The 26,375-nt window shown below is 54.7% G+C and carries 24 protein-coding genes; 5 read left to right on the forward strand and 19 right to left on the reverse strand.

Translation table 11 applies throughout. The annotated features are described in order from the left end of the window. Positions 1-186: 186 nt before the first annotated feature. From WA411_RS16255 to WA411_RS16280, 6 genes are all read right to left on the reverse strand, one after another. The gene (locus WA411_RS16255; protein ID WP_291909467.1) at positions 187-810 is read right to left on the reverse strand and encodes a sulfite oxidase heme-binding subunit YedZ; all 624 of its coding nucleotides are present in this window, start codon (positions 808-810) and stop codon (positions 187-189) included. Continuing rightward, complete coding sequence (msrP, locus tag WA411_RS16260) at positions 810-1,784, reverse strand: protein-methionine-sulfoxide reductase catalytic subunit MsrP (protein ID WP_291909465.1); 975 nt, start codon at positions 1,782-1,784, stop codon at positions 810-812. The genes WA411_RS16255 and msrP overlap by 1 nt, the downstream gene beginning before the upstream one ends. A 97-nt stretch (positions 1,785-1,881) precedes the next feature. Continuing rightward, entirely contained in the window at positions 1,882-2,700 is an 819-nt protein-coding gene (pssA, locus tag WA411_RS16265) for a CDP-diacylglycerol--serine O-phosphatidyltransferase (protein WP_291909461.1), read from the reverse strand. A gap of 89 nt (positions 2,701-2,789) precedes the next feature. After that, positions 2,790-3,806 carry a ketol-acid reductoisomerase gene (gene ilvC, locus WA411_RS16270; RefSeq protein WP_069185199.1) on the reverse strand — a complete coding sequence of 339 codons (1,017 nt, stop codon included), beginning with the start codon at positions 3,804-3,806 and terminating at the stop codon, positions 2,790-2,792. Positions 3,807-3,870: 64 nt separating this feature from the next. Further along, positions 3,871-4,362 carry an acetolactate synthase small subunit gene (gene ilvN, locus WA411_RS16275; RefSeq protein ID WP_008170692.1) on the reverse strand — a complete coding sequence of 164 codons (492 nt, stop codon included), beginning with the start codon at positions 4,360-4,362 and terminating at the stop codon, positions 3,871-3,873. Positions 4,363-4,364: 2 nt separating this feature from the next. Then, positions 4,365-6,083 carry an acetolactate synthase 3 large subunit gene (locus WA411_RS16280; protein ID WP_209398909.1) on the reverse strand — a complete coding sequence of 573 codons (1,719 nt, stop codon included), beginning with the start codon at positions 6,081-6,083 and terminating at the stop codon, positions 4,365-4,367. A gap of 521 nt (positions 6,084-6,604) precedes the next feature. On the opposite strand from WA411_RS16280, the gene WA411_RS16285 reads away from it, so the two are divergent. Beyond that, the gene (locus tag WA411_RS16285; RefSeq protein WP_291909451.1) at positions 6,605-7,066 is read left to right on the forward strand and encodes a DUF4124 domain-containing protein; all 462 of its coding nucleotides are present in this window, start codon (positions 6,605-6,607) and stop codon (positions 7,064-7,066) included. Between the two features lie 51 nt (positions 7,067-7,117). Here the strand turns inward: WA411_RS16285 and clpB are convergent, their stop codons facing one another. The 3 genes from clpB to rluD all read right to left on the reverse strand — a co-directional run bounded on the left by clpB (position 7,118) and on the right by rluD (position 11,616). Further along, a complete protein-coding gene (gene clpB, locus WA411_RS16290; RefSeq protein ID WP_291909448.1) occupies positions 7,118-9,694 on the reverse strand; it encodes an ATP-dependent chaperone ClpB in 2,577 nt (858 codons plus the stop codon). Positions 9,695-9,890: 196 nt separating this feature from the next. Then, positions 9,891-10,649 (reverse strand): peptidoglycan editing factor PgeF, encoded by a 759-nt coding sequence (gene pgeF / locus WA411_RS16295; protein WP_291909444.1) that lies wholly within the window; start codon positions 10,647-10,649, stop codon positions 9,891-9,893. After that, entirely contained in the window at positions 10,639-11,616 is a 978-nt protein-coding gene (gene rluD, locus WA411_RS16300; RefSeq protein ID WP_291909442.1) for a 23S rRNA pseudouridine(1911/1915/1917) synthase RluD, read from the reverse strand. Before rluD ends, pgeF begins: the two co-directional genes overlap by 11 nt. Before the next feature lie 133 nt (positions 11,617-11,749). On the opposite strand from rluD, the gene WA411_RS16305 reads away from it, so the two are divergent. Continuing rightward, the gene (locus tag WA411_RS16305; protein ID WP_291909439.1) at positions 11,750-12,583 is read left to right on the forward strand and encodes an outer membrane protein assembly factor BamD; all 834 of its coding nucleotides are present in this window, start codon (positions 11,750-11,752) and stop codon (positions 12,581-12,583) included. Positions 12,584-12,635: 52 nt separating this feature from the next. Here WA411_RS16305 and WA411_RS16310 read toward each other — a convergent pair whose 3' ends face one another. Next, on the reverse strand, positions 12,636-14,306 hold the full coding sequence (locus WA411_RS16310; RefSeq protein WP_291909438.1) for an NAD+ synthase: 1,671 nt from the start codon (positions 14,304-14,306) through the stop codon (positions 12,636-12,638). A gap of 93 nt (positions 14,307-14,399) precedes the next feature. Here WA411_RS16310 and WA411_RS16315 point away from each other — a divergent pair, with 93 nt between their 5' ends. The 3 genes from WA411_RS16315 (at position 14,400) to WA411_RS19100 (ending at position 18,167) form a co-directional block, all read left to right on the forward strand. Further along, positions 14,400-16,055 (forward strand): sensor histidine kinase, encoded by a 1,656-nt coding sequence (locus tag WA411_RS16315; protein WP_291909435.1) that lies wholly within the window; start codon positions 14,400-14,402, stop codon positions 16,053-16,055. A gap of 57 nt (positions 16,056-16,112) precedes the next feature. Then, positions 16,113-17,501 (forward strand): sigma-54-dependent transcriptional regulator, encoded by a 1,389-nt coding sequence (locus WA411_RS16320; RefSeq protein WP_291909433.1) that lies wholly within the window; start codon positions 16,113-16,115, stop codon positions 17,499-17,501. Between the two features lie 108 nt (positions 17,502-17,609). Further along, positions 17,610-18,167 carry a GspH/FimT family pseudopilin gene (locus tag WA411_RS19100; RefSeq protein WP_366674136.1) on the forward strand — a complete coding sequence of 186 codons (558 nt, stop codon included), beginning with the start codon at positions 17,610-17,612 and terminating at the stop codon, positions 18,165-18,167. Positions 18,168-18,205: 38 nt separating this feature from the next. Here WA411_RS19100 and WA411_RS16325 read toward each other — a convergent pair whose 3' ends face one another. The 9 genes from WA411_RS16325 to fkpB form a co-directional block, all read right to left on the reverse strand. Next, positions 18,206-18,652, reverse strand: a complete 447-nt coding sequence (locus tag WA411_RS16325; RefSeq protein WP_291909430.1) for a type IV pilin protein — start codon at positions 18,650-18,652, stop codon at positions 18,206-18,208. 13 nt (positions 18,653-18,665) lie between these two features. Then, positions 18,666-21,572 carry a pilus assembly protein gene (locus tag WA411_RS16330; protein ID WP_336064785.1) on the reverse strand — a complete coding sequence of 969 codons (2,907 nt, stop codon included), beginning with the start codon at positions 21,570-21,572 and terminating at the stop codon, positions 18,666-18,668. Then, positions 21,569-21,946: a hypothetical protein gene (locus tag WA411_RS16335; protein WP_291909422.1), complete on the reverse strand. Its 378-nt coding sequence runs from the start codon at positions 21,944-21,946 to the stop codon at positions 21,569-21,571. The genes WA411_RS16330 and WA411_RS16335 overlap by 4 nt, the downstream gene beginning before the upstream one ends. Positions 21,947-21,972: 26 nt before the next feature. Beyond that, positions 21,973-22,491, reverse strand: a complete 519-nt coding sequence (locus tag WA411_RS16340) for a pilus assembly PilX family protein (protein ID WP_291909419.1) — start codon at positions 22,489-22,491, stop codon at positions 21,973-21,975. Beyond that, positions 22,484-23,575: a PilW family protein gene (locus WA411_RS16345; RefSeq protein WP_291909416.1), complete on the reverse strand. Its 1,092-nt coding sequence runs from the start codon at positions 23,573-23,575 to the stop codon at positions 22,484-22,486. The genes WA411_RS16340 and WA411_RS16345 overlap by 8 nt, the downstream gene beginning before the upstream one ends. Before the next feature lie 8 nt (positions 23,576-23,583). Beyond that, positions 23,584-24,135, reverse strand: coding sequence for a type IV pilus modification protein PilV (pilV, locus tag WA411_RS16350; protein ID WP_291909414.1), 552 nt, complete (start codon positions 24,133-24,135; stop codon positions 23,584-23,586). 14 nt (positions 24,136-24,149) lie between these two features. Then, a complete protein-coding gene (locus WA411_RS16355; protein WP_291909411.1) occupies positions 24,150-24,755 on the reverse strand; it encodes a GspH/FimT family pseudopilin in 606 nt (201 codons plus the stop codon). 192 nt (positions 24,756-24,947) lie between these two features. After that, positions 24,948-25,901, reverse strand: coding sequence for a 4-hydroxy-3-methylbut-2-enyl diphosphate reductase (gene ispH, locus WA411_RS16360; protein ID WP_291909408.1), 954 nt, complete (start codon positions 25,899-25,901; stop codon positions 24,948-24,950). 18 nt (positions 25,902-25,919) lie between these two features. Further along, on the reverse strand, positions 25,920-26,372 hold the full coding sequence (fkpB, locus tag WA411_RS16365; RefSeq protein ID WP_153634745.1) for an FKBP-type peptidyl-prolyl cis-trans isomerase: 453 nt from the start codon (positions 26,370-26,372) through the stop codon (positions 25,920-25,922). Between the last annotated feature and the right edge of the window lie 3 nt (positions 26,373-26,375).

Here is a 26,375-nt window from a genome sequence, read left to right on the forward strand (position 1 = left end):
ATACTTTCAAACAGTTGCATCGCTTCGGAAGACCGCCGTGAGTGGCTTGTCCCTCAGAAGTGGTGCGCATTCTACAGGCGTCAGGAAAACTGTCAACGAGGTTTTTGAATTAATTTCTAGCGGTTTCGGTTTCCACGTAGTGAGCTGATCAACAATCGATCACTTTGATCAATCCTTAGACCAAAATCAGCCCCTGGCAAAGGGAATCAACCCTCGAACGCCGTTCCATTTCCAGCGCAATGCCAGCAAACCAACGATGACCAGGCCGTAAGCGACCATTTCGCCAACATCGCTTCTTGCCTGCCAAATAAAATGGACCCAAGCAGCGATGGCGATCAGGTAGATCAGCTTGTGCAGCGGCTTCCAGCTTTTACCCAGCCGCTTCACCATCCCCCTGGTTGAGGTCACAGCCAGAGGCACGAGCATAAGGAAGGAAAGTGCGCCCGCAACAATATAGGGCCGCTTGGTGAACGTAGCCCAAAGATCACTCCAACCAAGTATGAACTGCAAAAATGCAAACACATGTAGTACGGCATAGAAGAATGCAAACAGGCCGAGCATTCGGCGAACCCGGATCCAGCCTGCCCAACCAGTCCAGCGCTTGAGCGGAGTCATCGCCAAAGTGACGATTAACAACTGAAACGCCGCTAGGCCGAGTGACTCCGTCACCTCCTGGCCCGGGTCAGGCCCCAGAGATTGCGTTGCGATGTTGATGGCCAATATCAGTAGTGGAACGCAGGCAAGAAAGGCTGCAAGAAGGCGAAAAGCCAAGACAAAGCCAAGTCGATCCACTATTCGCGGACGATTCATCAATAGAACTTGCTCAGGTCCATACCCTTGTACAGGTCGGCCACCTGCTCCCCATAACCATTGAACTTGACCGTCTCCATCCAGTTAGGCGAAAGCAGACCGGAAGGCAGTCTACGTTCACGCTTCTGACTCCACCTTGGATGGTCCACCTCCGGGTTAACGTTGGCATAGAATCCGTACTCCTGGGGCGCGAGCATTTCCCAGGTGGTTTTCGGGCGCTCCTCCTGGAAACGTATCTTGACGATCGACTTGATGCTCTTGAATCCGTATTTCCAGGGAACAACCAGCCGGATAGGCGCACCATTCTGATTGGGCATGGTTTTGCCATAAAGCCCGACCGCCAGGAAGCTTAACTCGTTCATGGCCTCATCCATCCTTAAGCCCTCCTGGTAGGGCCAGTCGATGGTGCTGAACAATGAGCGCTGCCCCCGCATCTGATCCGGATCATACAGGGTCTCGAAATAGACGTATTTCGCTCGGGAATTGGGTTCAAGCCGTTTTATAACGTCGGCGAGTGGAATGCCAATCCAGGGAATAACCATGGACCAGGCCTCGACACAACGCAGGCGATACACCCGCTCCTGGTACTCATGAGGTTTTAGCAGGTCTTCCAAGGCATATTTACCGGGCCGCCCACATTCACCTTCAACCACTATGGACCAGGGATCAACGCTCATTTCGTCGGCGTACTTGGCCGGATCGCCTTTTCCGGTGCCAAATTCGTAGAAGTTGTTATAGCGGGTCACATCCTCGAACGGTGTTTTCTCCTCATCGGTAGAAAAGCCGGGCATTGCAACGTAGTCCAGCGCCTCCCCAGGCACCGGCAGCTTCGCAGCGGATAAAAGACCCGACACTGAAAGGCCCGCGGCGACGGCCGCAGCTCCAGACATGAATTTCCTTCGATTGAGATAAACAGCTTCGGGGGTTACTTCTGAGTGGGGCAACACCCAGGATGGGCGATTCTTGATAAACATGGGAAGTCTCCGTCAGGGCGTCAGCCAGCTAAGGCGTTGACCGGAGACTGTGGTGAAAATTCCCGGGCCTCGATGAGAAGGCCCGGGCAGCAAGAACTCAGTCAGCGGCGCCTGAAGCTTTTCGGGGCTTACCACGAAACAGCGCACGAACAGGGCCGGACAACGCGTATATCAGAAATCCAGTAAAGAGTACGGTAGCCGGATCCAGCGCGATCACTACAAACACCAGGACCACAAGCAGAATCGCAGCAAAAGGCACCCGACCACGCAGATCCAGATCCTTGAAACTGCGATAGAGAATATTGCTGACCATCAGCACGCCCGTACCGGCAACCACCACCATGGTAAGCAACGTGAGCCAGGCAGCTGATTCAAAGAGATGGAAGCACCAGACCAGGCCAGCAACGCACGCCGCGGCTGCGGGGCTGGGCAACCCAACAAAGAACTTCTTGTCAACTGAACCAATCTGAGTGTTGAAGCGGGCCAGACGAAGTGCAGCGCCAGCCACGTAGATAAAAGTAACGGCCCAACCGACCTTATCAAAGGCGTTCAGCGACCAGAAGAAGGCAACAAGGCCAGGGGCAACACCAAAGGCCACCATGTCGGCCAGGCTGTCGTACTCTTCTCCGAATTTGCTCTGGGTGTTGGTCATCCGGGCAACACGGCCATCCAGTCCATCCAGAATCATGGAGACAAAAATGGCAATCGCGGCGTTATCAAACACGCCGTTTGCGGCAGAGACTATGGCGTAGAAACCTGAAAACAGCGAAGCCGTTGTCAGCGCATTGGGGAGCAGATAGATACCTTTTCGGCGAACCGGGGCACCCTCAACCAGCTCTTCTTCAACCACTTCCCCGGCCTCAACTTCGTAGTCCGGGTTCTGCTTGCCGTCGGCGGTTTTTCTTTCTTCAGTCATTTCCATTACTCCGGAAAGCGTTTGGGCGGAGTATATACGAAAAACGCGGCCTCACGGGCCGCGTTTTTCAAAACCAGGCGAAATTCCGCTTAGTTTTTGTCCTTATCCACGATCTTGTTCGCGGAGATCCACGGCATCATACCGCGCAGCTTCTCACCAACCACTTCGATATCGTGGGCAGCGTTCTGGCGGCGACGTGCAGTCATGGACGGGTAGTTCAGAGCGCCTTCAGAGATGAACATCTTGGCATACTCGCCGCTCTGGATACGCTTCAGCGCGTTGCGCATGGCTTCGCGAGACTGCTCGTTGATGATTTCCGGACCAGTCACGTACTCACCATACTCCGCATTGTTGGAGATGGAGTAGTTCATGTTGGCAATGCCACCTTCGTACATCAGGTCTACGATCAGCTTCAGCTCGTGTAGACACTCGAAATAGGCCATTTCCGGTGCGTAACCGGCTTCAACCAGAGTTTCAAAACCGGCCTTGACCAGCTCCACCGTGCCGCCACACAGAACGGCTTGCTCACCGAACAGATCGGTTTCAGTCTCGTCTTTAAAGCTGGTTTCGATGATGCCAGTACGACCGCCACCGATACCGCTGGCATAGGAGAGGGCAAGATTCTTGGCATTGCCGGAGGCATCCTGGAAGATGGCGATCAGATCGGGAATACCGCCGCCGTTGGCGAATTCGGTGCGAACCGTGTGACCCGGCGCCTTTGGAGCAACCATGATTACGTCCAGATCCTTGCGCGGAACGATCTGGTTGTAGTGGATCGCAAAGCCGTGGGCGAATGCCAGAGTGGCGCCCTGCTGCAGATTCGGCTCGATTTCAGCCTTGTACAGCTGAGCCTGGTACTCGTCCGGGGTCAGAACCATTACAACGTCAGCCGCGGCAACCGCAGACGGCACGTCGCTGGTCTTCAGGCCATAGGCTTCGGCTTTGGCGATGGAGGAGGAACCCGGGCGCAGACCCACGGTTACGTCAACGCCAGACTCTTTCAGGTTGCACGCGTGCGCGTGGCCCTGGGAACCGAAGCCGATGATGGCAACTTTCTTGCCCTGGATGATGGAAAGATCACAATCCTTATCGTAATAAACCTGCATGACAAACCTCTGTTATTTGTGATGGCCCCGAGGGGCCATAATGTTCAAAACGTGTTTGAAATCGTTAAAGGCTAAGCACCTTCTCGCCTCGGGCGATGCCGGATACACCGCTGCGGACTACTTCCAGAACGCCCGACGTGCCAACGGCCTGAATAAAGCCGTCCAGCTTTTCGCTGTCACCTGCCAGCTGGACCGTGTAGACCGAGCTGGTCACATCCACAATCTGGCCACGGAAAATGTCTACCGTGCGTTTGATCTCGGCACGCTGGGAACCAGTGGCCTTCAGTTTGACCAGCATCAGCTCACGCTCGATGTGGGCACCTTCGGTCAGATCCACCAGCTTGACGACTTCGATCAGCTTGTTCAGTTGCTTGGTGATCTGTTCGATCACCTTGTCAGAACCCGTCGTGGTCACGGTAAGACGGGACAAAGTCTCGTCCTCGGTTGGCGCCACGGTGAGCGTTTCAATGTTGTAGTTGCGCTGGGAAAACAGACCAACAACACGTGACAGGGCGCCGGGCTCGTTTTCAAGCAAAACAGAAATGATTCGACGCATGATCAGACCCTCTCCGTCTTGCTAAGCCACATATCCTTCATGGAGCCCCGGGCAACCTGCATCGGATACACGTGCTCAAAGCGGTCCACGTAGATATCCACGAACACCAGATCGTCCTTCATTGCCAGTACTTCTTTCAGCTTGGTCTCCAGATCTTCTTTCTTCTCAATCCGGACACCCTTGTGTCCATAGGCTTCCGCCAGCTTGATGAAATCTGGGAGTGATTCCATGTAGGACTCGGCATGACGGGACTCGTAGTTCATGTCCTGCCACTGCTTGACCATACCCAGCGCCTGGTTGTTCAGGTTGATGATCTTCACCGGCAGATTGTACTGCTTGCAGGTGGAGAGCTCCTGAATGTTCATCTGGATACTACCCTCACCGGTAATGCACAGCACTTCATCGTCCGGATGGGTCAGCTTGACCCCCATGGCCGCCGGCAAACCAAAGCCCATGGTGCCGAGACCTCCGGAATTGATCCAGCGGTTGGGCTTGTCGAACTTGTAATACTGGGCCGCAAACATCTGGTGCTGCCCTACATCGGAAGTCACGAAGGCTTCGCCGTTAGTCAGGCGACACAGCATCTCGATCACTTCCTGGGGCTTGATCACATCCGGACTGGTCTCATAACGCATACCGTGGAATGCTCGCCATTCGTCGATCTGCTTCCACCAGGAAGCGATGGCATCCGCATCGGGCTTTTCCTTGGCTTCCTTGACCAGCGACAACATTTCCTTGAGCACGGCGTCTACCGGACCAACGATTGGCACATCTGCATCCACCGTCTTGGAAATCGAAGCCGGGTCGATGTCGATATGGATGATGCGCGCGCCCGGACAGAACTTCTCGGTGGCATTGGTCACCCGGTCATCAAAGCGGGCTCCCACGCAGAGAATCAGATCCGAGTGGTGCATAGCCATATTCGCTTCATAGGTGCCATGCATGCCGAGCCAACCAAGATGCTGCTTGTCGCTGGCCGGGTAACAGCCAATCCCCATCAGGGTATTGGTGATCGGATACCCCAGCATCCGGACAAGCTCGGTCAGCTGATCCGATGCCTTGCCCAGAATCACCCCACCACCTGCATAGATAACCGGGCGCTTGGCCGCCAGCATCATATCGACGGCTTTCTTGATCTGACCGGCATGGCCGCGAATAGCTGGGTTGTAGGACCGCAGTTTGACCTTCTTGGGGTACGCATACTCGTACCGCTCGTTCGGAGTGGTCATATCCTTGGGGATATCCACGACTACAGGGCCGGGACGGCCGGTGGCAGCAATGTAATAGGCCTTGCGGATGATTTCCGGGATTTCCTCGGGGTGCCGGACACTGAGGTTGTGCTTCACCACCGGTCGGGAGACACCCATCATATCAGTTTCCTGGAACGCGTCCTCACCGATGAGAGTGGATGCAACCTGGCCGCACAGAACCACCATGGGGATGGAATCCATGAATGCAGTGGCAATGCCGGTAATAGTGTTGGTGGCTCCAGGACCCGAGGTCACCAGTACGGTACCTGGTTTTCCGGTTGCGCGGGCATAACCGTCGGCCATATGGACCGCCGCCTGCTCGTGCCTGACCAGAATGTGCTTGACTTTGTCCTGCCTGAACAGCGCGTCATAAATATGAAGGGCTGCACCACCCGGATAGCCGTATACGTATTCGATGCCTTCGTCTTGAAGGGACCGGATCAACATATCGGCGCCAGACAATAACTCCACGATTTTCTACCCTCTTCTACGAGTGAATGAGCCGGGACAAATCCCGGTTGCCTGGATTCACGGTGTCCATGCTTCTTGTGAAAGCGGAACCGGCTGCTCCTCCACACCTTGTTAAGAGGTTGTCTCCTGGCCAGCCGCCCTCCTGAGGGTTGCGGAGAACGGCCAATCAACGGGTTGCACATAAGCAACAACCATCCCGCGACGGATGCGCGGCGCGTTCAGTGTGGTAATTGATGGGGGATACTCGCTCGGGATTGCCTGCCGTATTGACCCCAGTCTTCAGGCAATCGGTAATTCTGACAGCGCGAAACTCCCTGTCAATAGCCGCTGCAGGTTTCTGTGCCTATACTCGCCGAAGGTCTGCCATACTTGACACAAATCCGATACAAAGATTTGAACCAGACAGAAGAAAATCCGCAACACTGATGGCATGATAGGGAATAATAAACTGAGAAAAAACGGGCCCGGTTTATCCAGGTTGTCTGCCTGCCCGGGAGCAGTGAACATACGCGAGTAGAGCCATGAACAGAAAAATCCTGACGCTGACCTTATTACTGGCCGTTGTACCAGGTGTCGCCATGAGCGCCTCTGTCTATAAATGGACCGATGAAAACGGGGTTACCCATTTTGGGGACCGACAGCCTACGGGCTCGAAGGCCGAGCGGGTCAATGTGCGTTCCGGCACTTCTACCGATGCGTCCGGCAACCGGCAGAGCCCTCAGGAGCGTTTGCAGAATATGGAGGAACGGCAAGCTGAGGAGGCGGAGCAGCGTCAGGAAACAGCGGTTGAGGAAGCGCGCAGAAAACAGCGGGAAGCGAACTGCGAAACCGCGCGCTCCAATCTGGACGTTATTGAACGTAATGCTCGTATCCGGATCGAGGAGAACGGTGAGCAACGCTACCTCACCCCAGAGGAAATTGCCGAAAAACGGGCAGAATTTGAGCGGATTGCGGAAGAGAACTGCGGACCAGAAGAACAGTAAGACGGAAAAAAGGGGTCAGATGAACGCATTCACCTGACCCCGGTTTTCCACTCAGGCCTTGGCGAAAGTCAGGTGGTGGTCCTCCACCGTCCCTTTAATAACATCCCCCGGCACAAACTCTCCCTGCAGCAGTCTCTGGGCCAGCGGGTTTTCGATCATTCGCTGAATCGCCCGCTTCAAAGGCCGCGCACCGTAAACTGGGTCATACCCGACTTCGGCAAGCAACTCCATCGCCGCATCATCCAGCTCAAGCTTCATATCCTGCTCTTTCAGGCGCTTGCTCAGAGATTCGATCTGGATGCGGGCAATACCCTGGATCTGGTTCTCAGCCAGCGGATGGAACACCACCACTTCGTCCACCCGGTTGATGAACTCGGGGCGGAAATGAGTGCCGACAACTTCCATGACGGCATTCTTCATGACTTCGTAGTTCTCCTCGCCTGCCTTCTGCTGGATGATGTCCGAGCCAAGGTTTGAGGTCATCACAATAACCGTATTCCGGAAATCGACGGTCCGGCCCTGCCCGTCCGTGAGACGGCCATCCTCGAGCACCTGCAGAAGAATGTTGAACACATCCGGATGGGCTTTTTCCACCTCGTCCAGCAACAACACGGAGTAAGGCCTGCGACGAACGGCTTCAGTCAGGTAGCCGCCTTCTTCATAGCCGACATAGCCCGGAGGCGCACCAATCAGGCGGGCCACGGAATGCTTCTCCATGAATTCGGACATGTCGATGCGCACCATGGCTTCCTCTGTATCGAACAGAAAGGACGCCAGGGCCTTGCACAGCTCGGTCTTACCCACACCCGTCGGACCAAGGAACAGGAACGAACCATTGGGGCGATTGGGGTCGGACAAACCCGCACGGGAACGACGCACTGCGTTGGATACGGCCTCGACCGCTTCATCCTGGCCGATCACCCGGTCGTGCAGAGCTTCCTCCATGCGCATTAGCTTATCGCGCTCGCCTTCCAGCATCTTGGACACGGGAATGCCAGTCCACTTGGAAACGATCTCGGCAATCTCTTCGTCGGTTACCCGGTTCCGGAGCAGCTTCATTTCCATCATCTCGGCCTGGCTGGCCATATCCAGCTGGCGCTCGAGCTCGGGAATCTGGCCGTACTGGAGCTCGGACATCTTGCCAAGATCACCAGCGCGACGAGCGTTCTCCAGATCAATCCGGGCCTGTTCCAGCCGGCTCTTGATCTTCTGGGACCCATGCAACGCGGCCTTTTCGGTATTCCAGACCTCTTCCAGATCGGCATACTCACGCTCGACACCGGTGATCACATCGGACAGCTCCGACAGGCGTTTTTTCGAGGCAGCATCGGTCTCTTTCTTGAGCGCCTCACGCTCGATTTTCAACTGAATCAGACGACGTTCGAGGCGATCCAGGGCCTCGGGCTTCGAATCCATTTCCATCCGAATCTGGGAGGCCGCTTCGTCCACCAGGTCGATGGCCTTGTCCGGCAGTTGCCGGTCTGTGATATAGCGATGTGACAACTTGGCGGCGGCAATGATGGCGCCGTCCGTTACTTCCACCCCGTGATGCACCTCATAGCGTTCTTTCAGGCCCCGCAGGATGGCGATGGTATCTTCCTCGTTGGGTTCGCTTACTAATACTTTCTGAAAGCGACGCTCGAGGGCGGCGTCTTTTTCGATGTTTTCACGGTATTCATCGAGGGTGGTCGCGCCCACGCAGTGCAGCTCGCCGCGGGCCAGGGCCGGCTTGAGCATGTTCCCGGCGTCCATCGAGCCTTCGGCCTTCCCGGCACCAACCATGGTGTGAATCTCGTCGATGAACAGGATGATCTGGCCTTCCTGCTTGGACAGCTCGTTCAGGACCGCTTTCAGGCGCTCTTCGAACTCACCCCGGAACTTGGCTCCGGCAATCAGGGCACCCATGTCGAGTGACAGGACTTTCTTGTCTTTGAGGCCATCGGGCACCTCGCCGTTGACGATCCGCTGGGCCAACCCTTCGACGATGGCAGTTTTACCAACGCCGGGCTCACCGATGAGGACCGGGTTGTTTTTCCGGCGGCGCTGCAATACCTGAATGGTGCGACGGATTTCATCATCGCGACCGATAACCGGATCCAGCTTGCCAGCTTCGGCCCGTTCGGTCAGATCAATGGTGTATTTGGACAGCGCCTGACGGTTTTCCTCGGCGCTGGCGTCGTTGACGGCTTCACCACCGCGAACCTCGTCGATGGCCTTTTCCAGGGCAGCTTTATCTACGCCCTGCTCCCGGAGTACCCGGCCAAGGGTGCCCCGGTCTTCCAGGGCAGCCAGCAGCATCAGCTCGCTGGAGATGTACTGGTCTTTGCGCTTCTGTGCGAGTTTGTCGGCAATGTTGAACAGGCGGCCCATGTCATTGGACATGGAGACGTCGCCGGCTGATCCCTGTACTTCCGGCAGGTTCTCGATTTCCCGAGCGATCGCCTGGCGAATTCGGCCAGGCTCTGCGCCGGCCTGTTTGAGCAGTGGTTTGATGGCGCTGCCTTCCTGATCAAGCAGTGCCTGCATCAGGTGCACCGGCTCAATGAAGTTGTGATCTTTTCCGACAGCAATGGATTGTGCGTCCGCCAGGGCGGTCTGCAACTTGCTGGTCAGCTTGTCGATTCTCATGTGTACTTTCCCCAAATTTCTGCGAATACCAAGGTGCCATCGGTGGCGGATATTCGATTGCTTTGACAGTTAATGTAGGGGCAAGTAGGGGGACTTCAAGCGGGGGTTCAGTGTATTCGTCAGAAAATTGACGGCCGTCAGGTTCGAGTTGGGTGCTGGATGCAAGGCTGGGGCGCGGCCACTTCAAGTTGGCCACTTAGCTTGTTAGCCAGACCAGCGTTGCCATCCGCCCGGTCTGGCCGTCCCTGCGATATGAAAAAAACCGATCTGAGTCCTGAACGGTACAAAGGCCACCGCCAGTCACCGTGGCAACACCGAGATTATTTAACCTCAGGGTGGCAAGTGCATAGATATCTGCCATGAAATGCCCCGAACGAGCGCCTTCGGTTTTGAAAGCGCGGGCCGCTTTCGGGTCATGTTCGAGGAAGGCGTCACGGACTTCCGGGCCGACCTCGAAGCTGTCCGGACCGATGGCCGGGCCGAGCCAGGCATGCAGGGTTTTGGGAGCCACAGCCATGACGCTCACCAGATTCTCGATAACGCCACCACACAGGCTTCGCCAGCCGCAGTGGGCGGCGCCGACGACTGTTCCCTCGCTATCGGCAAGGATAACGGGCAGGCAGTCGGCGGTGAGGATGGCGCAGGCGATGCCTGGATGACGGGTGTAGCTGGCGTCGGCCTTGGCGATTTGCCCGACGTTATCCGGGGTCAGTTCGACGACGTCAGTACCGTGCACCTGATTGAGCCAACCGATCCGCTCGCTTGTCAGGCCTGCGGATTCGGCGAGTCTTAGTCGATTCTGTTCCACATTGTCCGGGTTGTCTTCAACGTGGCTACCAAGGTTAAGACTGTCCCAGGGTCGCCCGCTAACGCCGCCGGCGCGGGTTGTGCTGAGGGCCCCCACTCTCTCGGGCGCGGACCAGCCAGGCTTCAGGGCGTCACCTTCAATAGTCACGCGCTTCCAGCTCCCGGGCGTGTTTTCGCAGGGCCTCGATCAAGGCAACCATGTCTTCAGGCAGGGGCACCTCCCAGGTCAGGATTTCACCGGTTTCCGGATGCTCGAGGGTCAGTTGCCGGGCGTGGAGAGCCTGGCGATGGAAAGCCGAGAGGGCCTCTCGAAGCTCTTCGGTGGTCCCCTTGGGCAGCCTGAGGCGGCCGCCGTAGAGGGGGTCTCCGACCAGCGGGTGTTTTACATGGGCCATATGAACGCGGATTTGGTGGGTTCGGCCGCTTTCGAGTTTGCAGCGGACGTGGGTGTGGGCGGCAAAGCGCTCCACCAGACGATAGTGGGTGACCGCCGGCTTGCCAGAGGCGACGACCGCCATTTTCTTGCGTTCCCGTGGATGCCGGCCGATGGGCGCATCAACCGTTGCACCGCCAGTGAGGGTGCCCACGACGACCGCTTCATACTCGCGGCCCATGGTTCGGGTTTGTAGCTGGTCGACCAGGGACGTATGCGCAATCAGGCTGCGGGCGACGACCATAATGCCGGAGGTGTCTTTGTCGAGGCGATGAACGATGCCCGCTCTGGGCAGATTCTCGACTTCCGGTGCGTAATTCAACAGGGCGTTAACCAGGGTTCCATCGGCGTGGCCGGCAGCCGGGTGCACCACAAGGCCCGCCGGCTTGTTGATGACCAACAAGTGTTCGTCCTCATGGACGATATCGAGGGATATTTCCTCGGCCTGCCAGCTCACCTGGGCTTCCGGCTCGGCATCCAGCTCCAGGAGATCGTCCAGCATCACTTTGTCGCGTGGCTTTCGCGCCTCACCATTCACCGTCAAAGCACCACTCTTGATCCAGGACTGCAGGCGGGAACGGGAGTGTTCGGGCATCAGTTCTGCCGCAGCCTGATCCAGGCGCCGATCACTCAATTCCGGCGGCACAACAAAGCTGGCGAGGATTCGTTTTTCAGATGACATTAAGCCCCCAGGGCCTGTGTGTGTTACGTTTCGGTCAGGTTTTTTGAAACAACGGGGATTGCTCTGCACATGGAGTCACTTCCCCGCTACAATGACTGCCCTTGAATTAATCGACATTATACGGGATTCCAGAATGAGATCAGGTCTTCGTTTACTGCTACTTTCCACGCTGGTTGTTCTGGTCAGTGCCTGCGCCTCCAACAAGCAGGAAGAAGTGCTTCCGGAGAAGACCTACTATGAAAACGCCCGACAGGCCATGAGCTCTGGCAATTTCAATGAGGCCGAGCAAAACCTGGATGCTCTGGAAACCTACTATCCCTTTGGCCGGTATGCAGAACAGGCCCAGCTTGATCTGATCTATGCTCGCTACCAGAACCTGGACCTTGAAGGCTCCCGCGCGGCCGCCGATCGGTTTCTGCGTCTCAATCCTCAAAGCGACCACGCAGACTACGCGCTCTACATGCGCGGCCTCGCCTCCTATAATCTGGATATCGGGCTCGCGGCGCGCTACTTCCCGATCGACGTAGCGGCCCGGGATCCGGGCGAGCAATTGCAGTCATTCCGGGACTTTTCCGAGCTGCTGAACCGCTATCCGGACAGTCAGTACGTCGCGGATGCCCGCCAGCGAATGATCGCGGTACGCAATCGCATGGCCGAGCTGGAGCTCTACGCAGCGCGTTACTACGTCAAACGTCAGGCCTTCGTAGCTGCCAACAACCGGGCGCGGTACATCATCGAGAACTACCCGACCGCCACTGTAACCGAAGAGGCACTGATTATCCTTGCAGAAACCTTTCGCTTCCTGGAACTGAAAAAAGGGTCACAGGACGCGATCGCCATGCTCCGCACCAATTTCCCGGAAAGTGAAGCGTTCAACGACGCCGGCGAGTTTGAGGTAGACCTGCTGGAAGGGGAAAACCGCTCACTGACTAACGTTGTCACCTTTGGCTTGATGGGCGACGAATAAGAGCTGAAATCGGGGTCAATTGAAATGTTCAACTGACCCCGATCCCTGTTGGCTACTTACCACTCTTCCAACCGTTAGTTATCGGATACCGCCGGTCCTTACCAAACCCTCGCTCGGTAATCCGGACACCAATCGGCGCCTGCCGACGCTTGTATTCGTTGACATCCACCAGACGTATCACCCGTTCAACGTCAACCCTATCGAAGCCTTCGGCAACGATCGCATCAGCGCTGAAATCCCTCTCGACATAAAGATTCAGAATCTGATCGAGCACGTCGTAACCGGGCAGGCTGTCTTCGTCTTTCTGGTCAGGCGCGAGCTCTGCTGACGGCGGGCGAGTGATTACACGCTCAGGGATCACTTCTCCCTCCGAAAGCGTATTGCGATATTTGGCCAGGCGGAATACCAGGGTTTTGGGCACGTCCTTGAGGACGTCAAAGCCGCCAGCCATATCCCCGTAGAGGGTTGAGTAACCCACCGCCATCTCGCTCTTGTTCCCGGTGGTCAGCACCAGCGACCCGAACTTGTTGGACAGGGACATCAGCAAAACACCGCGCAGACGCGCCTGCAGGTTTTCCTCAGTTGTGTCGGGCTTGGTGCCCTCGAAGGGCCCGGACAGAGTTTCCATGAAGGCGTCGTACATCGGCTCAATGGAAAACACATCGTACTGCACACCCAGCGCCACCGCCTCGGCCTCAGCATCCTCAAGGCTCATACTGGAGGTGTAGCGGAACGGCATCATCACTGCGCGGACCCGTTCCTTGCCCAGGGCATCCACTGCCACAGCCAGAGTCACGGCCGAGTCGATACCCCCTGAGAGCCCCAGAACCACGGATTTGAATCCGTTTTTGTTGACGTAATCCCGAACACCGGTCACCAAAGCGCTGTAGACATTGGCCTCAAGCGTAGGCTCTTCCGGCAAGGGCTGAGATACTGGCTGACAATGGTGCTCGCACAGAAAGTCGACCGGATAAAGGCCTTCGCCAAACTGCGGAGCTTCTGCAGTAAGCACACCGGAATGGTCGAACACCATGGAGCCACCGTCAAAAACCAGCTCGTCCTGGCCACCCACCAGGTTCACGTACACGATACTGACCAGGTTCTCCCTTGACTTCCGCTCAAGCAATGCCTTCCTGCGTACCTGTTTGTCGATATCATAGGGCGAGGCATTTAGGTTCAGGATAAGGCGAGCGCCTGCGGCGGCGCAGTCCTCCACCGGCCCTTCTTTCCAGAGATCTTCACACACAGTGATTCCCATCGGAACGCCCCGGATATCCAGAGTCAGGACATCCCGGCCCTCGGCGAAGTAACGCTTCTCATCGAACACCTGATAGTTGGGTGGGAAGCGCTTGAAGTACCGACCGGTGATTTCGCCTCCATCAATGACCACCGCCGCGTTGTACAGCAGCGCGCCATGGCGAAGAGGAGCACCGATAACAATCACCGGATCCAGCTTTTCCGCCTGCAGTCTTTCCAACGCTTCGTTGACCCGGACTTCCAGGCTCGGGCGCAACAGCAGATCCTCCGGCGGATAGCCGGTCAGGCAAAGCTCAGGAAAAACTACAATGTCCGCCTGATGCTCGGACGATGCCCGGCGGGCAGCCTCAAGGATAAGCTCGGTGTTGCCGGGTATATCGCCCACCAGAAAATCCAGTTGGGCCATCACCACCCGCAGTTTTCTGGCTGACGCCCCGGTCGCTGCCTGGTTTCCGGACACGGACATAAATCGGCTCCTGTAACTCATTGCCATGAAAAGGCTATTATAACCCCGCATAGGCGTGGATTTCTTCCGATCAACAGCGGATCCCTGTAACTTATGGCAGCAGATACACCAGCAAAGTCGGCCGAAACGCTCGGCAAGCCCCCTTCAACACCATCCGGCGTACAGCAAGCAAAGCTGTTCAGAATCTACAACCACTACCGCCTGGTTGTGAGCCTGATGCTGGTGGCTCTGTTGTTCGTGGATCCTGTCAACTTCGACATGCGCTTCCGGTTTCTGGATTACTATCAGGCAGGGGTCTCCGCTTACCTGGGCCTGAATGCCTTCATTGCCCTTCTTCTGGTGGCCGGCTTTCACCCTAGTCAGCGTCATATAACGCTTTCGATCCTGCTTGATATTCTCATCATGCATGGCCTGCTGCTCGCCAGCACAGGCATTACCAACGGCCTGGCCAATCTGGTGATAGTATCCGTGGCAGCGGGCAACATCCTGACTCCAAGCCGCATGGGCACCTTCTACGCGGCTCTGGCCGCAATCTGCTCCCTGGGAATCTCGGGCTGGGCCGTGCTGGCGCTGGGCGAGTCCGCCGACGATATTGTCAGGGCCGGCTCCCTCGGCATCCTATATTTTGCGGCGGCTTTCGTCCTGCAAAGTATCTCCCTCCGCATGATGCGCAGCGAAGCTCTGGCCAGCAGCCGTGCCCGCAGCATTGCCGAATTGGAGCAAATCAACCAGCAGATTATCCAGCGCATGCGTACCGGCATACTCGTACTGGATCGTTTCGGCCAGATCCGCGTTGCCAACGCTGCTGCCGAAGAACTTCTATACGGGGCACCCAAAACCTCGGTACCGATTAACCAACGGGCAAACGTGTTACCCAAACCCCTCAAGCAGGGTCTGGATGCATGGCTCAAGGACCCTACACAGCGCATTGAGCCGTTCCAGCCCTCACCAACCTCGCCGCTTTTGCAGGTCAACTTTACCCAACTGGACCAGGAGCAAGGCGACCAGATCCTCGTATTTATCGAGGACATGAGCAAAGTTACCCAACAGGCCCAGCAGATGAAACTGGCATCGCTGGGCCGACTCACGGCCGGCATCGCCCATGAAATCCGTAATCCGTTGGGGGCAATTAGCCACGCGGCCCAACTCATGGAGGAATCCCCCAACCTCGAACCCGGTGACCGTCAGATGCTGGAAATCATCCGACGCCATTCCCGGCGGGTGAATGGCATCATCGAGAATGTACTGGATCTTTCCAGGCGCCGGGCGGCCAATGCCGATCTGATTGAAGTGGCTCCCTGGCTCCAGGAATTTCGGGAAGATTTCCTCCAAACGCAGGACGATGACTGCACCGCCGCCAACATCGTTCTGAAAATCGATCCGCAACTGCCGCCAGCCCGGTTCGACAAGAGCCAGATTGAACAGGTAATGGTGAACCTTTGCGATAACGGTTTACGCTACAGTGAACAGCATTCGGGACAGCGAAAGATCGGCATCCATGCCGGGGCAACCGAGGACGGCGAGCGCGCATATATCGACGTGCGCGACCAGGGCCCGGGCATCGCGCCGGAACACAGAAGCTCGGTCTTCGAACCATTTTTTACCACAGATAAGGCGGGCACCGGGCTCGGGCTTTATCTGGCTCGGGAACTGTGCGAGGCTAATCAGGCGCACCTTTCTCTGGTAGAAGATAACAAGCCCGGCTGCTGCTTTCGCATCACATTTGCTCACCCGGGGCGAATGATCTGAACCGGCGCAAGTGGGTATTGAGCGCTTGAACAACGACATGGAACCGACGATAAAAAGATGACCATATACACAGCGCTGATCGTTGATGATGAACCGGACATCCGGGATTTACTTGAGATCACCCTCACACGGATGGGGATAGCGACGCTCACGGCACCTGACCTCACCAGCGCCCGAAAATTGCTGGAACAAAACACCACTCATCTTTGCCTGACCGACATGAACCTGCCAGACGGTAACGGCATCGAACTCGTACAGTGGATTCAGAAGCATTCTCCCGCCACGCCTGTTGCTGTGATTACAGCCTACGGCAACATGGATACCGCGATTGAGTCTCTCAAAGCCGGGGCTTTTGATTTCGTATCCAAGCCGGTGGAACTGCCCCGTTTAAGGGAGTTGGTCAATAGCGCCCTCAAATTAGCCGAGCCAAAGGCAGACACAGAAGATACAGCCGACGAGCCAGGCCTGTTACTGGGTAAATCGCCAGAGATACGCAAACTCCGTAACCAGACCCGAAAACTGGCCAGAAGCCAGGCGCCCGTTTTTATCAGCGGCGAGTCCGGCAGTGGTAAGGAACTGGTTGCCAGAATGATCCATCTGCAGGGCCCCCGCCGCGAAGGACCATTCATCGCGGTTAACTGCGGTGCAATTCCCTCAGAGCTGATGGAAAGCGAATTCTTTGGCCACAAAAAAGGCAGCTTTACCGGGGCCGTGGAGAACAAAGACGGCTTGTTCCGTTCCGCCAACGGCGGCACCTTATTCCTAGATGAAGTAGCAGACCTGCCCCTGGCCATGCAGGTAAAGCTGCTCCGGGCTATCCAGGAAAAAGCCGTGCGACCGGTTGGCGATACCAAAGAGGTGCCCGTGGACATCCGGGTACTGAGCGCCACCCATAAGAACCTGCCGGAACTTGTTCAGGAAGGCAGCTTCCGTCAGGATCTTTTCTACCGGATTAACGTAATCGAACTGGCGGTACCTCCTTTAAGAGAGCGACCGGATGATATTCCCCTGCTCTCGAACCATATTCTTGAACGCATTGCGAAAGAGTATGAGTGTGACCCGGCTTCGTTAACGCCAGCGGCTATCGAAAGACTGCGAGGGTATGACTTCCCGGGAAATGTGCGGGAGCTGGAAAACGCGTTGGAACGGGCTTTTACTCTATGTGATGCCGATCAGATTGACGCAGATGATCTTCATCTTGGGAATGGAGTACAGCATGCGGCCTCCGCAACCCAGATCATTGCCGAGGGCCAGGCTGGCGAGGGCGAAGGAGTTGCCGTGCCGGATGGCGAAATCGATCTGGAGGGATACCTGGAGACGATTGAACGACAAGCCATAGAAAAGGCTCTTGAGGCCACGCGGTGGAACAAGACTGCCGCGGCGAAACGTCTGGGAATTAGCTTTCGGGCACTAAGATATCGATTGAAGAAGTTAGGGATGGAGTAATGTCCAAATTTAGGTAACTGTTCGCAACTTGCTGATCCCTTTGAAATATAATACTCAATGATACCGGCAGGAAGCCGGTTTTTCCCTCACCTAACAAGGACAGTTAGCATGCCCCCGTATAATCGTGCAAAAGGATTTAGTTTACTCGAGCTTGTCATGATCATTGTCATTTTATCAATCGCCGCAGGTTTTAGCAGTCAGGCTTGGCAATGGTGGGTCAGCAAAACCAGACATAGAGTCATCTTGGAAAGCTACTATTCTCTATTCGCATATGCTCGGTGGAGCGCTGTCAGTCACCGGTCTTTGGTGACAGTTTGTCCTCTGTCAAAGAATCGATGCGTTGACGACTGGGAGAGTCCGGTCTCAATCTTTTTGGATTCAAACAACGACAAAGCACCAGATGGCGGAGAAATACTCAGACAACTAAACGTAGAGCTTGGCACTTATACTTTGCGATCGAGAACGGCCGGGCGGGGATACTTTCAATTCAACAGCAAGGGCATGGCTTATGGCGCCATGGGGAGTCTTGTGCTTTGCCCCTCAAACCCGGCTGAAGGGACAATGAGTTATATGCCCATTAACATCGCTGGACGATTTAGGGCCGAGCTAGATCACGATGCTGACGGCGAAATCAAACTTCCTTGGGGAACCACAATACAGTGCTAAGCAAGTTTGGATAGCCGATCTTAAGATCGGCTATCCATCTACTGCTGCCAATCGTTTTCACCAGCATCAAAACTGCCGTCAGCGCTCTCATCCCAGCGCCTCGCTCCGGTCGAATCCAACTCAAGAATTCCGTTCCCAGCCTGGACACTTTTCGGAGTCGCCCTAAGTGTATAGGAGGAGCCTGTGGCAGCGGTGATTGTGAGATCGTAAAACTTATCATTGCTCTCAAGCGGGGCTTCGTCTGGAAAGATACCTGGGCTCCCCGTGTCACTCCCGCCTGTTGCCGCGCCTTCGTAGCTATTTGCGGTAGCGTAATGCCGTTCCATGGCTGCAGCAAACTCAAGAAGGGCACCTTGCGCATCAGCGCGCCGGGTCCGTTCCCCATATTCGACATAGCTCGGATATGCGAAGGCCGCTATCACTCCAACAATAGCAACGACGATCAGGAGCTCAAGCAAGGTAAAACCTTTATCCCGCGATGCCACGTAAATATACCCCTCAGTCTTCATACCAATATGTTTCGACAACGCCCTGAATGGAATCAATTGTCTGACAGTCTGTACCTACGCAAATTACGTCAGTATCATCCACTCGCATGCGTTGAGGATTTGAGGGCAGCGGGATATCCAGCTCCACATAACGATCTGGCCTTGTCAAATCATCATCTCCCTTGCCATCCAGCTTGTAATAGTTGCGAACTGCCCGACCATCAAGTACCGACAAGTGATAGAGCCTTGAAGTACCTGTGGGTGGTAGGCACGGATCCGAACTCGCTTTCGGCTCATACGTCGTGATGTAGACTTCATTGTTGACAGTAACGCTCTCTGAGAGCACTTTCTCACCAGGATTGTTGTTCAGCTTGATATACCAACCATCAGAAGTTGAGAGACTTTGGGCCGCAGTTGCCCGCTCAGTTTGGTTACCCTGCTGAATCAGGTTATCAGTTGCATCGTAGAGGTCAGACTCGGTCAGCGTCTCATATAATACCCGCGTCTCAGTCACGTCGGTCGGATCAATCGGGGCGGAGCTTACCGCCTTGATCTTCATCATATAAATTCGATCTTCGATCGTGGTATCCAACGGATGGGCCTGGAAGCCAGAGCCGATAATCAGGCCCAGGTATCGCGCGCCGCCGATTTTCACTCCAAACAGGTCTGGCGAATGATAGAAACGCCGGTTGCTGGCGGCCGTAGATCCAGCCAGATTGGCGATACGCCCGCCAGTTGCAAGATTGCTCTGCTTCGCTGTGTTGTTGATATCGAACCGGAATACCTGGCCACCCATGTCTCCGACATAAATCTGATCTGCAAGCCCATCGCCGTTTACATCCAGAACCTTGGGGGATGCAGGAATACTGTATTGCATTTCAGACAGGACCAGATCAGCTTGACTGCCTGAGGGGCCCGCCCACCAGAGGCGGTCGCCCGTCTCGGCATCAACAATATAAATGGCGCGCCCTACATCGTCCGCAGTTCGCACTGTGGCTGAGTCCTGATCATCATCGTAGCCACCACCGAATATCAGAACGTCATAAACTTTGTTGTTAATATTAACCTTGGATTTAACGGGTTTCGACCAAGTCTGACCCAGTTCCTCAAAATCAGAGCCAGAGACGCCGCCCGTTATCTGCCAGAGCAAGGAGGGAGCGGTCCTGTCTGTAACATCGAGTGCATAGTAACTTTTTCCTCCACGACGCATCCCAGAGTAGATGTATGCAAAATCGCCATTAGCAGCTTTGATAGCCCCATCTAGATTGTCGTCATGGACCCAACTAACAACCGTCCCGTCCATTCCATATTCTTTCGGGGATTGCTCCGTACTGTTCATCATTGCGGGCTGCTTCCGAAGCAACTCTTTAGGCATAAACGAAAAATAGCTTTTGCCTGACGCTCCATCAACCGCGTGGATATATCCTTGGTTATCGCCGTAATAAATTGTAATGTCCTGATTACTGACGGTCGAACCATCATAGATCACGAGTTGAGGAACAGAGTGCAGTGGGTCAGCAAGTAACTTACGTGCCTCCGTAACGTCCTGGTCGTTATCACGGTCGGTAACATCAACCCCCCGAGTCCATTGAATCAGCTTGCTAAACTCTCCGTCCGACATCGTCGAGTCGCCAAACAGAGCCTTGGTAAGGTTATTGTTATTGACGACGACAGCATTAGTTCTGTCAGAAAGATCCGATTTAGTTGAGTTCAGATTTGAATAAACTTTGCGGTCGGCGGTTGCGTCTGGGAGCTGCGAGGCAGCTCCACCCAGCCGCACGTTGGGACCATCTGCCGTTGGACTCCACCAGCTCTGAGCAGTATCTTTGAAAAAGCCGGTAGCTTGATCAATCGCGGGATTGCCGTTTTCATCGACTATGACCGCTTCCGCCTCGCCAGTTTGGGCATTTTTCTGGATTTCCAGTTTGTACCGTTTAAGGTTCCCTTCCCAGACGGCACCTTTCGAGGATTGGAACAAAGCATAATAAAGGGTGTTCAGATGGTTCAGGCGGTCAAAAGTGTTAACGGCAATGCCTGGCGAGACGTAAGTAGTTGATCGCGCATTAACTTCATCGAAGACCTTTTGAAGTGCTCCGGAAAGCTGAGAAGCGTTATCGGCCAATAAATACTGGCCACCACCCTTCCGTGCAGTGTCACTCAGCAACGTTTGATCCGTTTTAAAACCTATAGTGAAAGTGGCGATCTTCTGCTGTCCCGGAAACTTATCATTGGGATCGGCCGAAGCTGGAATCATATCTTGCGTCCACATGTGCTCAGCTATTTCATCAAGACAGTTGTCCCCTGAGCACGCATTGATAACTTTCTCGAAATCATCTTCATGGTTACGGTCTTGCGTGGGCTGACCGTCTGTTAGAATCATCGAGTAGTTCGGTTGGCAGGAATATTTTATCGGGCTTTCAAATCTGTTCGAATTGGCTGAACTCACAATTCCAGATACCTGTGAGCCGTCCTCGTCCGTACTCCGAATAAAAACACTTTCACCTTGGTAATAACGCATAGACTCAAACAAGCTTTCAGACAACGGTGTGTTTCCTCCGGCTGTCAAGCTGTCTATCTTGGTAATCAGGCTTGCTTTCTGCGTGCTTATATCCGCAACAGGTGCCTTGAAATATGCACCCTCGTTGCCACCGAACACCATCAAACCAACATTTACGTCACTGAGACTGTTGATTAGATCTTTAGCAGCCTGCTTCATGACATTAAGACGCGTATCCCCGTTGACATCCTGAGTACCCATACTGCCAGAAACGTCCAAAATCAGCATGACATTGGGTTTTACGATTTGCTGAGCGTTGGTGAAGAAAATCTCAGTGTCGTCGCCAAGCGCAGCCGTACCGGCCAAAGAGAAGTAGGCTGCTGATAGAACTGTGGTAAAAAACCGGCTGTACTTTTTCATTGGTCTACCCTCACTCCACCACGTTCACTCCAGAAATCCACCCGCTGAACCATTCCAGAGTTAGCATTAAGAGTTAATGTCCCAGATAGGCCGCTCAAACCGACAAGCCGACCAGCGGGAACGGGCTGCCCAGATAGCGAAACAGAGAGCTCTCTGGATGGCAGATACCTCTCAGAGCTGCATGTTTCACAGCCCTCTACCCTAATCTGAACCACCTCTCCAGAGGAGTTAGTAACCATTTCCACCACACTCGCCTCAGCGGCTTCAACATCCCCGTCCAGCATAGAGCGCGGCTCATCGGCATTCGAAGCCAAGCTGAACAATGAGAGCATTGAAACCACCATACCCACTTTTATAGAGCGATTTCTGTTCATGCGTTACTCCTTCCCCTACCCGGGAATCAATAATACTCAATACCTTTGAAAACCCGCGCTTCTGCTCCGGTGTTAGCCATTGAGGCTTCGCCGATAAGCTCATAGCGGTAACCTTTTAACTGCGTCGAGCTTTCATCCGCGTTCATGGAACTACCGCTAGTTATGATGATTTCGCCCAGGAATCTCGCCTGATAGTTACCAGTCATTCCATTCCCCGAATCCAGATTAGTAACCGTTTTCACACTGGATTCCCCACTTGAGTTCTGCATCGACTCACGCAGCATGGAGAGGTCGTTTGCCATGAGCTGATTCGTCAATGCACTCACCGTGCTCTCAGCTGCCTGGAACGCTCTATTCGAGTTCTGCGAGTTCACCGCCATTCGTTCTTGCATGACGGATGAGTTCATTCCAGCAACGCCGATCAAGGTCAGTACTAATAGGACGATCAAGCTTACTATCAAGGCTGCACCACTCTGCCCGCCCATGTGCCCCAGGTAATGTGTCCTTTTCATCTTAGCTTTACCTTTTTGATTGTTATCAATCACGATTCCGGAGCATTACTGTTGTCACGAAGGCTCTGCGCAAACGCTGGTCCTCCGGATGAGTTATTGCACCGGCGCCTGCTCCGGTTGTTGCCACAATAGTTTCACCTGGCAAATCATAAGATCCTGTATCAGGTCCCTCACGGGAGCCATCCGCATCGCTTATCAACATTCCCAATCGGATCGCTACTACGTTCGCCATGTCGCCGATGTTGTCAGCGGTGGTGTATCGAATATTGTCAGTCGCCAAGAGCTCGCCATACTCAATCTGTAAACTTTCGACCCCTTCAACAATCTCCTGGGCCGCACCTACGGTTCCACCAAGTCCCAGGCTTTGCCTATAAAGCGCAAAAATGTCATTTCCCTGTGCATCATCCCTCCCTGTATCGGCAACGAAATAAATACTGGAGGAAAACTGCATTACTCTGGCATCGTCAGCATATGCCTGACTTAGCCTATTCGTCGTGTTTACGTTATTAGCATGAGCCCAGGTCCCGGACGAAGGATTACTCGATATTCGAAATAGATCAGCAGCTTCGCAGTCGGATATGAGCACAATGTCATTCTGGGAGAACCGTGCAACGTCGTTGCCCTGCACTTGGATATTGGCGTTATTTGCTGACATGTTGCCTGTCAGCTCTATTTCCATGGTTTCGCCTCGCTGAACGGCAATCACGTCGCTTCCAATTCGCGCACTGGACTCAATCGCAGTTCCGTCATACTCGGTTCCGTTGGCCCAGTTCCCGTTCGCTACTTCCCAGCCTCGCAGTGTCGTCTGAAAGAAATCCGCAGTCGGAGGATTGTTAGCGATTATGTTCATGGTTACGTCATCAGGGTCTGCGCACCCCTGAAAACCAACCATTCGCATGTCGCGGGACATAATGTCCGTCGCAATGCGCCCTGACTCTTGAATACGCGCGAGCGATGTAGCGAGCCGGGACGTCTGGTTCGAATCCATGTAGACGGTAAATATGCCCAGAATCAGGGTTGTACTCAGCGCGAGCGCAATGATCAGTTCGACGAGAGATAACCCCTTTTGGGTGTAAAGAGGCTTATCGAGCCCTAAGTTGATCTTGAAAGACCCCATCCCGTACCTCACAAAGAAAACCGAACCGTGTATGAGTTATCGCCGGCTATCGCCTCACCAGCATCGCCTGCACGGCTTGCTTCATTCCACTGAACAGATACCGTATAGATACCTGATGCTGCATCGTGGGCGATGGTTCCAACTCCTCCCGGCAGCATAGCCATGTCATTCCCTGTACCCTGAACGAGCAAAGTCCATTCAATCTGATCCAGTGTTACCTGGTCAGATCTGGTGCAACCTGCGGCCTGACTCGCGCATGTCGGAGGAGTCGTTGACTGAACGTTCGCCGTCGAAAAACCACCGTAACTACCAGACTGTGCTTCAGCCTTATTCGATCGCATCCGGTCAGCCATATCGTATGCCAGCACGCTAGCCTGCGTACGGAGGTATGCGCCCTGGTTATTTCTCATTCCTTCGAACAGCAAACCCGCCAGCCCAAGCAGCCCAATAGCCAATATGAAAAGCGTTACCAAGATTTCGATCATCGTAAAACCTTGCTCCTTTCCTTCTGTCCGAAAGCAAGGCATAAGAATCAGGTTAGAACTCGACCGCTTAACCATATTTGTCTCCTTCCTCAGGGGCACGTAACGTCGGCATTATCATGGTCATTCAAGACTCCGGCTGTTCCACCGGTATCTCTCGCCAAACGGGTCTGACCGGAAACATTGACGACCACAGCACGAGCCCGCTGAGCACCTCGTTCGTCACAAATCACAAACGTACCCGCTGTATTCCCCGTGGCTGAGGGAATAGGAAAACCATTACTGGCAAATTGAACAAAACCACCGCTATCACTCGTTAAATCCACAATCCGGAAACTGTTGCCACCGGATAATGCGCCACCCACCTTCAGAATTTCATCACCGTCTCCGTTATCAACAGAGCGGTCACCGTCAAAATCGCTGAAAATTATCCAGCCTGTTTCCCAGGCCGCGTTACCACTGCAAGATGCGCTATCCGTTGATGCACACGCCGTCACAACGCCATTCTGCAGTTTTGACGCTTCGCTTCTGGCGTAAGCAATCAGACTCGACACCTCATTCACTTGCGCTGTGAGACGATTATTTAAAACAGTTTCACGAAACGAGGGAACAGCGTAAGCCGCTACGATTGCAAGGATTATTATCGTTACGATCAATTCCAGGAGAGTGAAACCCTCATGGCGTTGGAATCCAGACATAGTTCAATCCTTTCATTGACTAATGACATCCTAGTGCCGGTGTGAACAAGGCTCCAGCTGGCATCGATAAACGGCTTGATCTGGAAGACAGACGGTCGACAAAGCTGTGAAATGTCGACAGCGTCACAGAGAAAGGTAATCAGGGATAGCTTTTAAATGGGAGGAGCAATTCCTTTGCGAGAGGGTCATAGATCAAGTTAGATCCACTGCCTCTATTCGAAGCTCTCTGGGCATAGAAAACACAATATTCTCCTCACGCCCGGCAATCTCCTCCGGAACGCTGCCGCCAAGTTCTCTTAGGCGAGTAATCACATCGTTTACCAGAACCTCGGGCGCAGAGGCGCCAGCGGTAACCCCAACCGAAGTCTTGCCTTCCAGCCAGGCGGCGTCAATCTGGGAAGCCTCATCAATCAGATAGGCAGGTGTGCCCATCCGCTCCGCCAGCTCCCGCAAACGATTGGAGTTAGAGCTGTTCGGAGACCCCACCACCAGCATCAGATCGCAGTCGCCAGCCAATTGCTTTACCGCGTCCTGACGGTTCTGGGTGGCGTAGCAGATATCATCCTTACGCGGGCCCTGGATGTCCGGGAACTTTGCACGGAGGGCGTCGATGACCCTGGCGGTATCGTCCATGGAAAGGGTCGTCTGGGTCACGTAGGAGAGCTTTGCCGGGTCTTTAACTTCGAGGTTGGCAACGTCCTCCTCGTTCTCCACAAGGTAGATTTCACCACCATTGCTATGGTCATACTGCCCCATGGTGCCTTCCACTTCCGGGTGGCCTTGGTGGCCGATCAACACGCACTCCCGACCGTCACGGCTGTAGCGCATGACTTCCAGGTGGACCTTGGTGACCAGCGGGCAAGTCGCGTCAAAGACCTTCAGGCCACGGCGCGCTGCTTCATTCTGCACTGCCTGGGAGACGCCGTGGGCGCTGAAGATAACAAGCTTGTCGTCTGGCACCTCGTCCAGCTCATCCACGAAAATGGCCCCGCGGTTGCGCAGGTTATCCACCACAAATTTATTGTGGACCACTTCGTGCCTTACATAGATAGGCGCTCCGAACACGTCCAGCGCCCGGTTTACAATTTCAATGGCGCGGTCCACGCCGGCACAAAAACCTCGGGGATTGGCGAGTCGGATCTGCATATCAACCTGCTGCTCTGGTTAGTGGGCCGGGCCAGCCGGCTCCACGTCAATGATTTCCACTTCAAATGTCAGTGTACGCCCTGCCAGGGGGTGATTGAAATCCACCTCGACCTCATCACCTTCCACTCGGCTGACCACACCGGGCAACTCACTCTGGCGCGCATCGGCGAAGGAGATCATCACGCCCGGCTCCAGCACCATATCGGGGCTGAACTCATGACGCTTGAAGGTCTGGACGTTATTCGGGTTGTGCTGGCCAAAGGCTTTCTCCGGCGGAACCTCAAAGCTGTCCCTGTCACCGGCCTTCATGCCCATCAGGTAAGCCTCGAAGTTTTCCGGCAAGTTGTCATCGCCGATTTCCAGGGAAGCCGGCTCTTTCTCAAAGGTCGAGTCAATCACTTCGCCATCCGGGAATTTCAGGGCAAAGTGCAGTTTTACCCGGGTACCCTTGTCGACAGGCAGTTCATTCATAAG

It is taken from the genome of Marinobacter sp. CH_CUG1437-1 (genome assembly GCF_037029655.1).
GTDB lineage: Bacteria > Pseudomonadota > Gammaproteobacteria > Pseudomonadales > Oleiphilaceae > Marinobacter > Marinobacter salsuginis.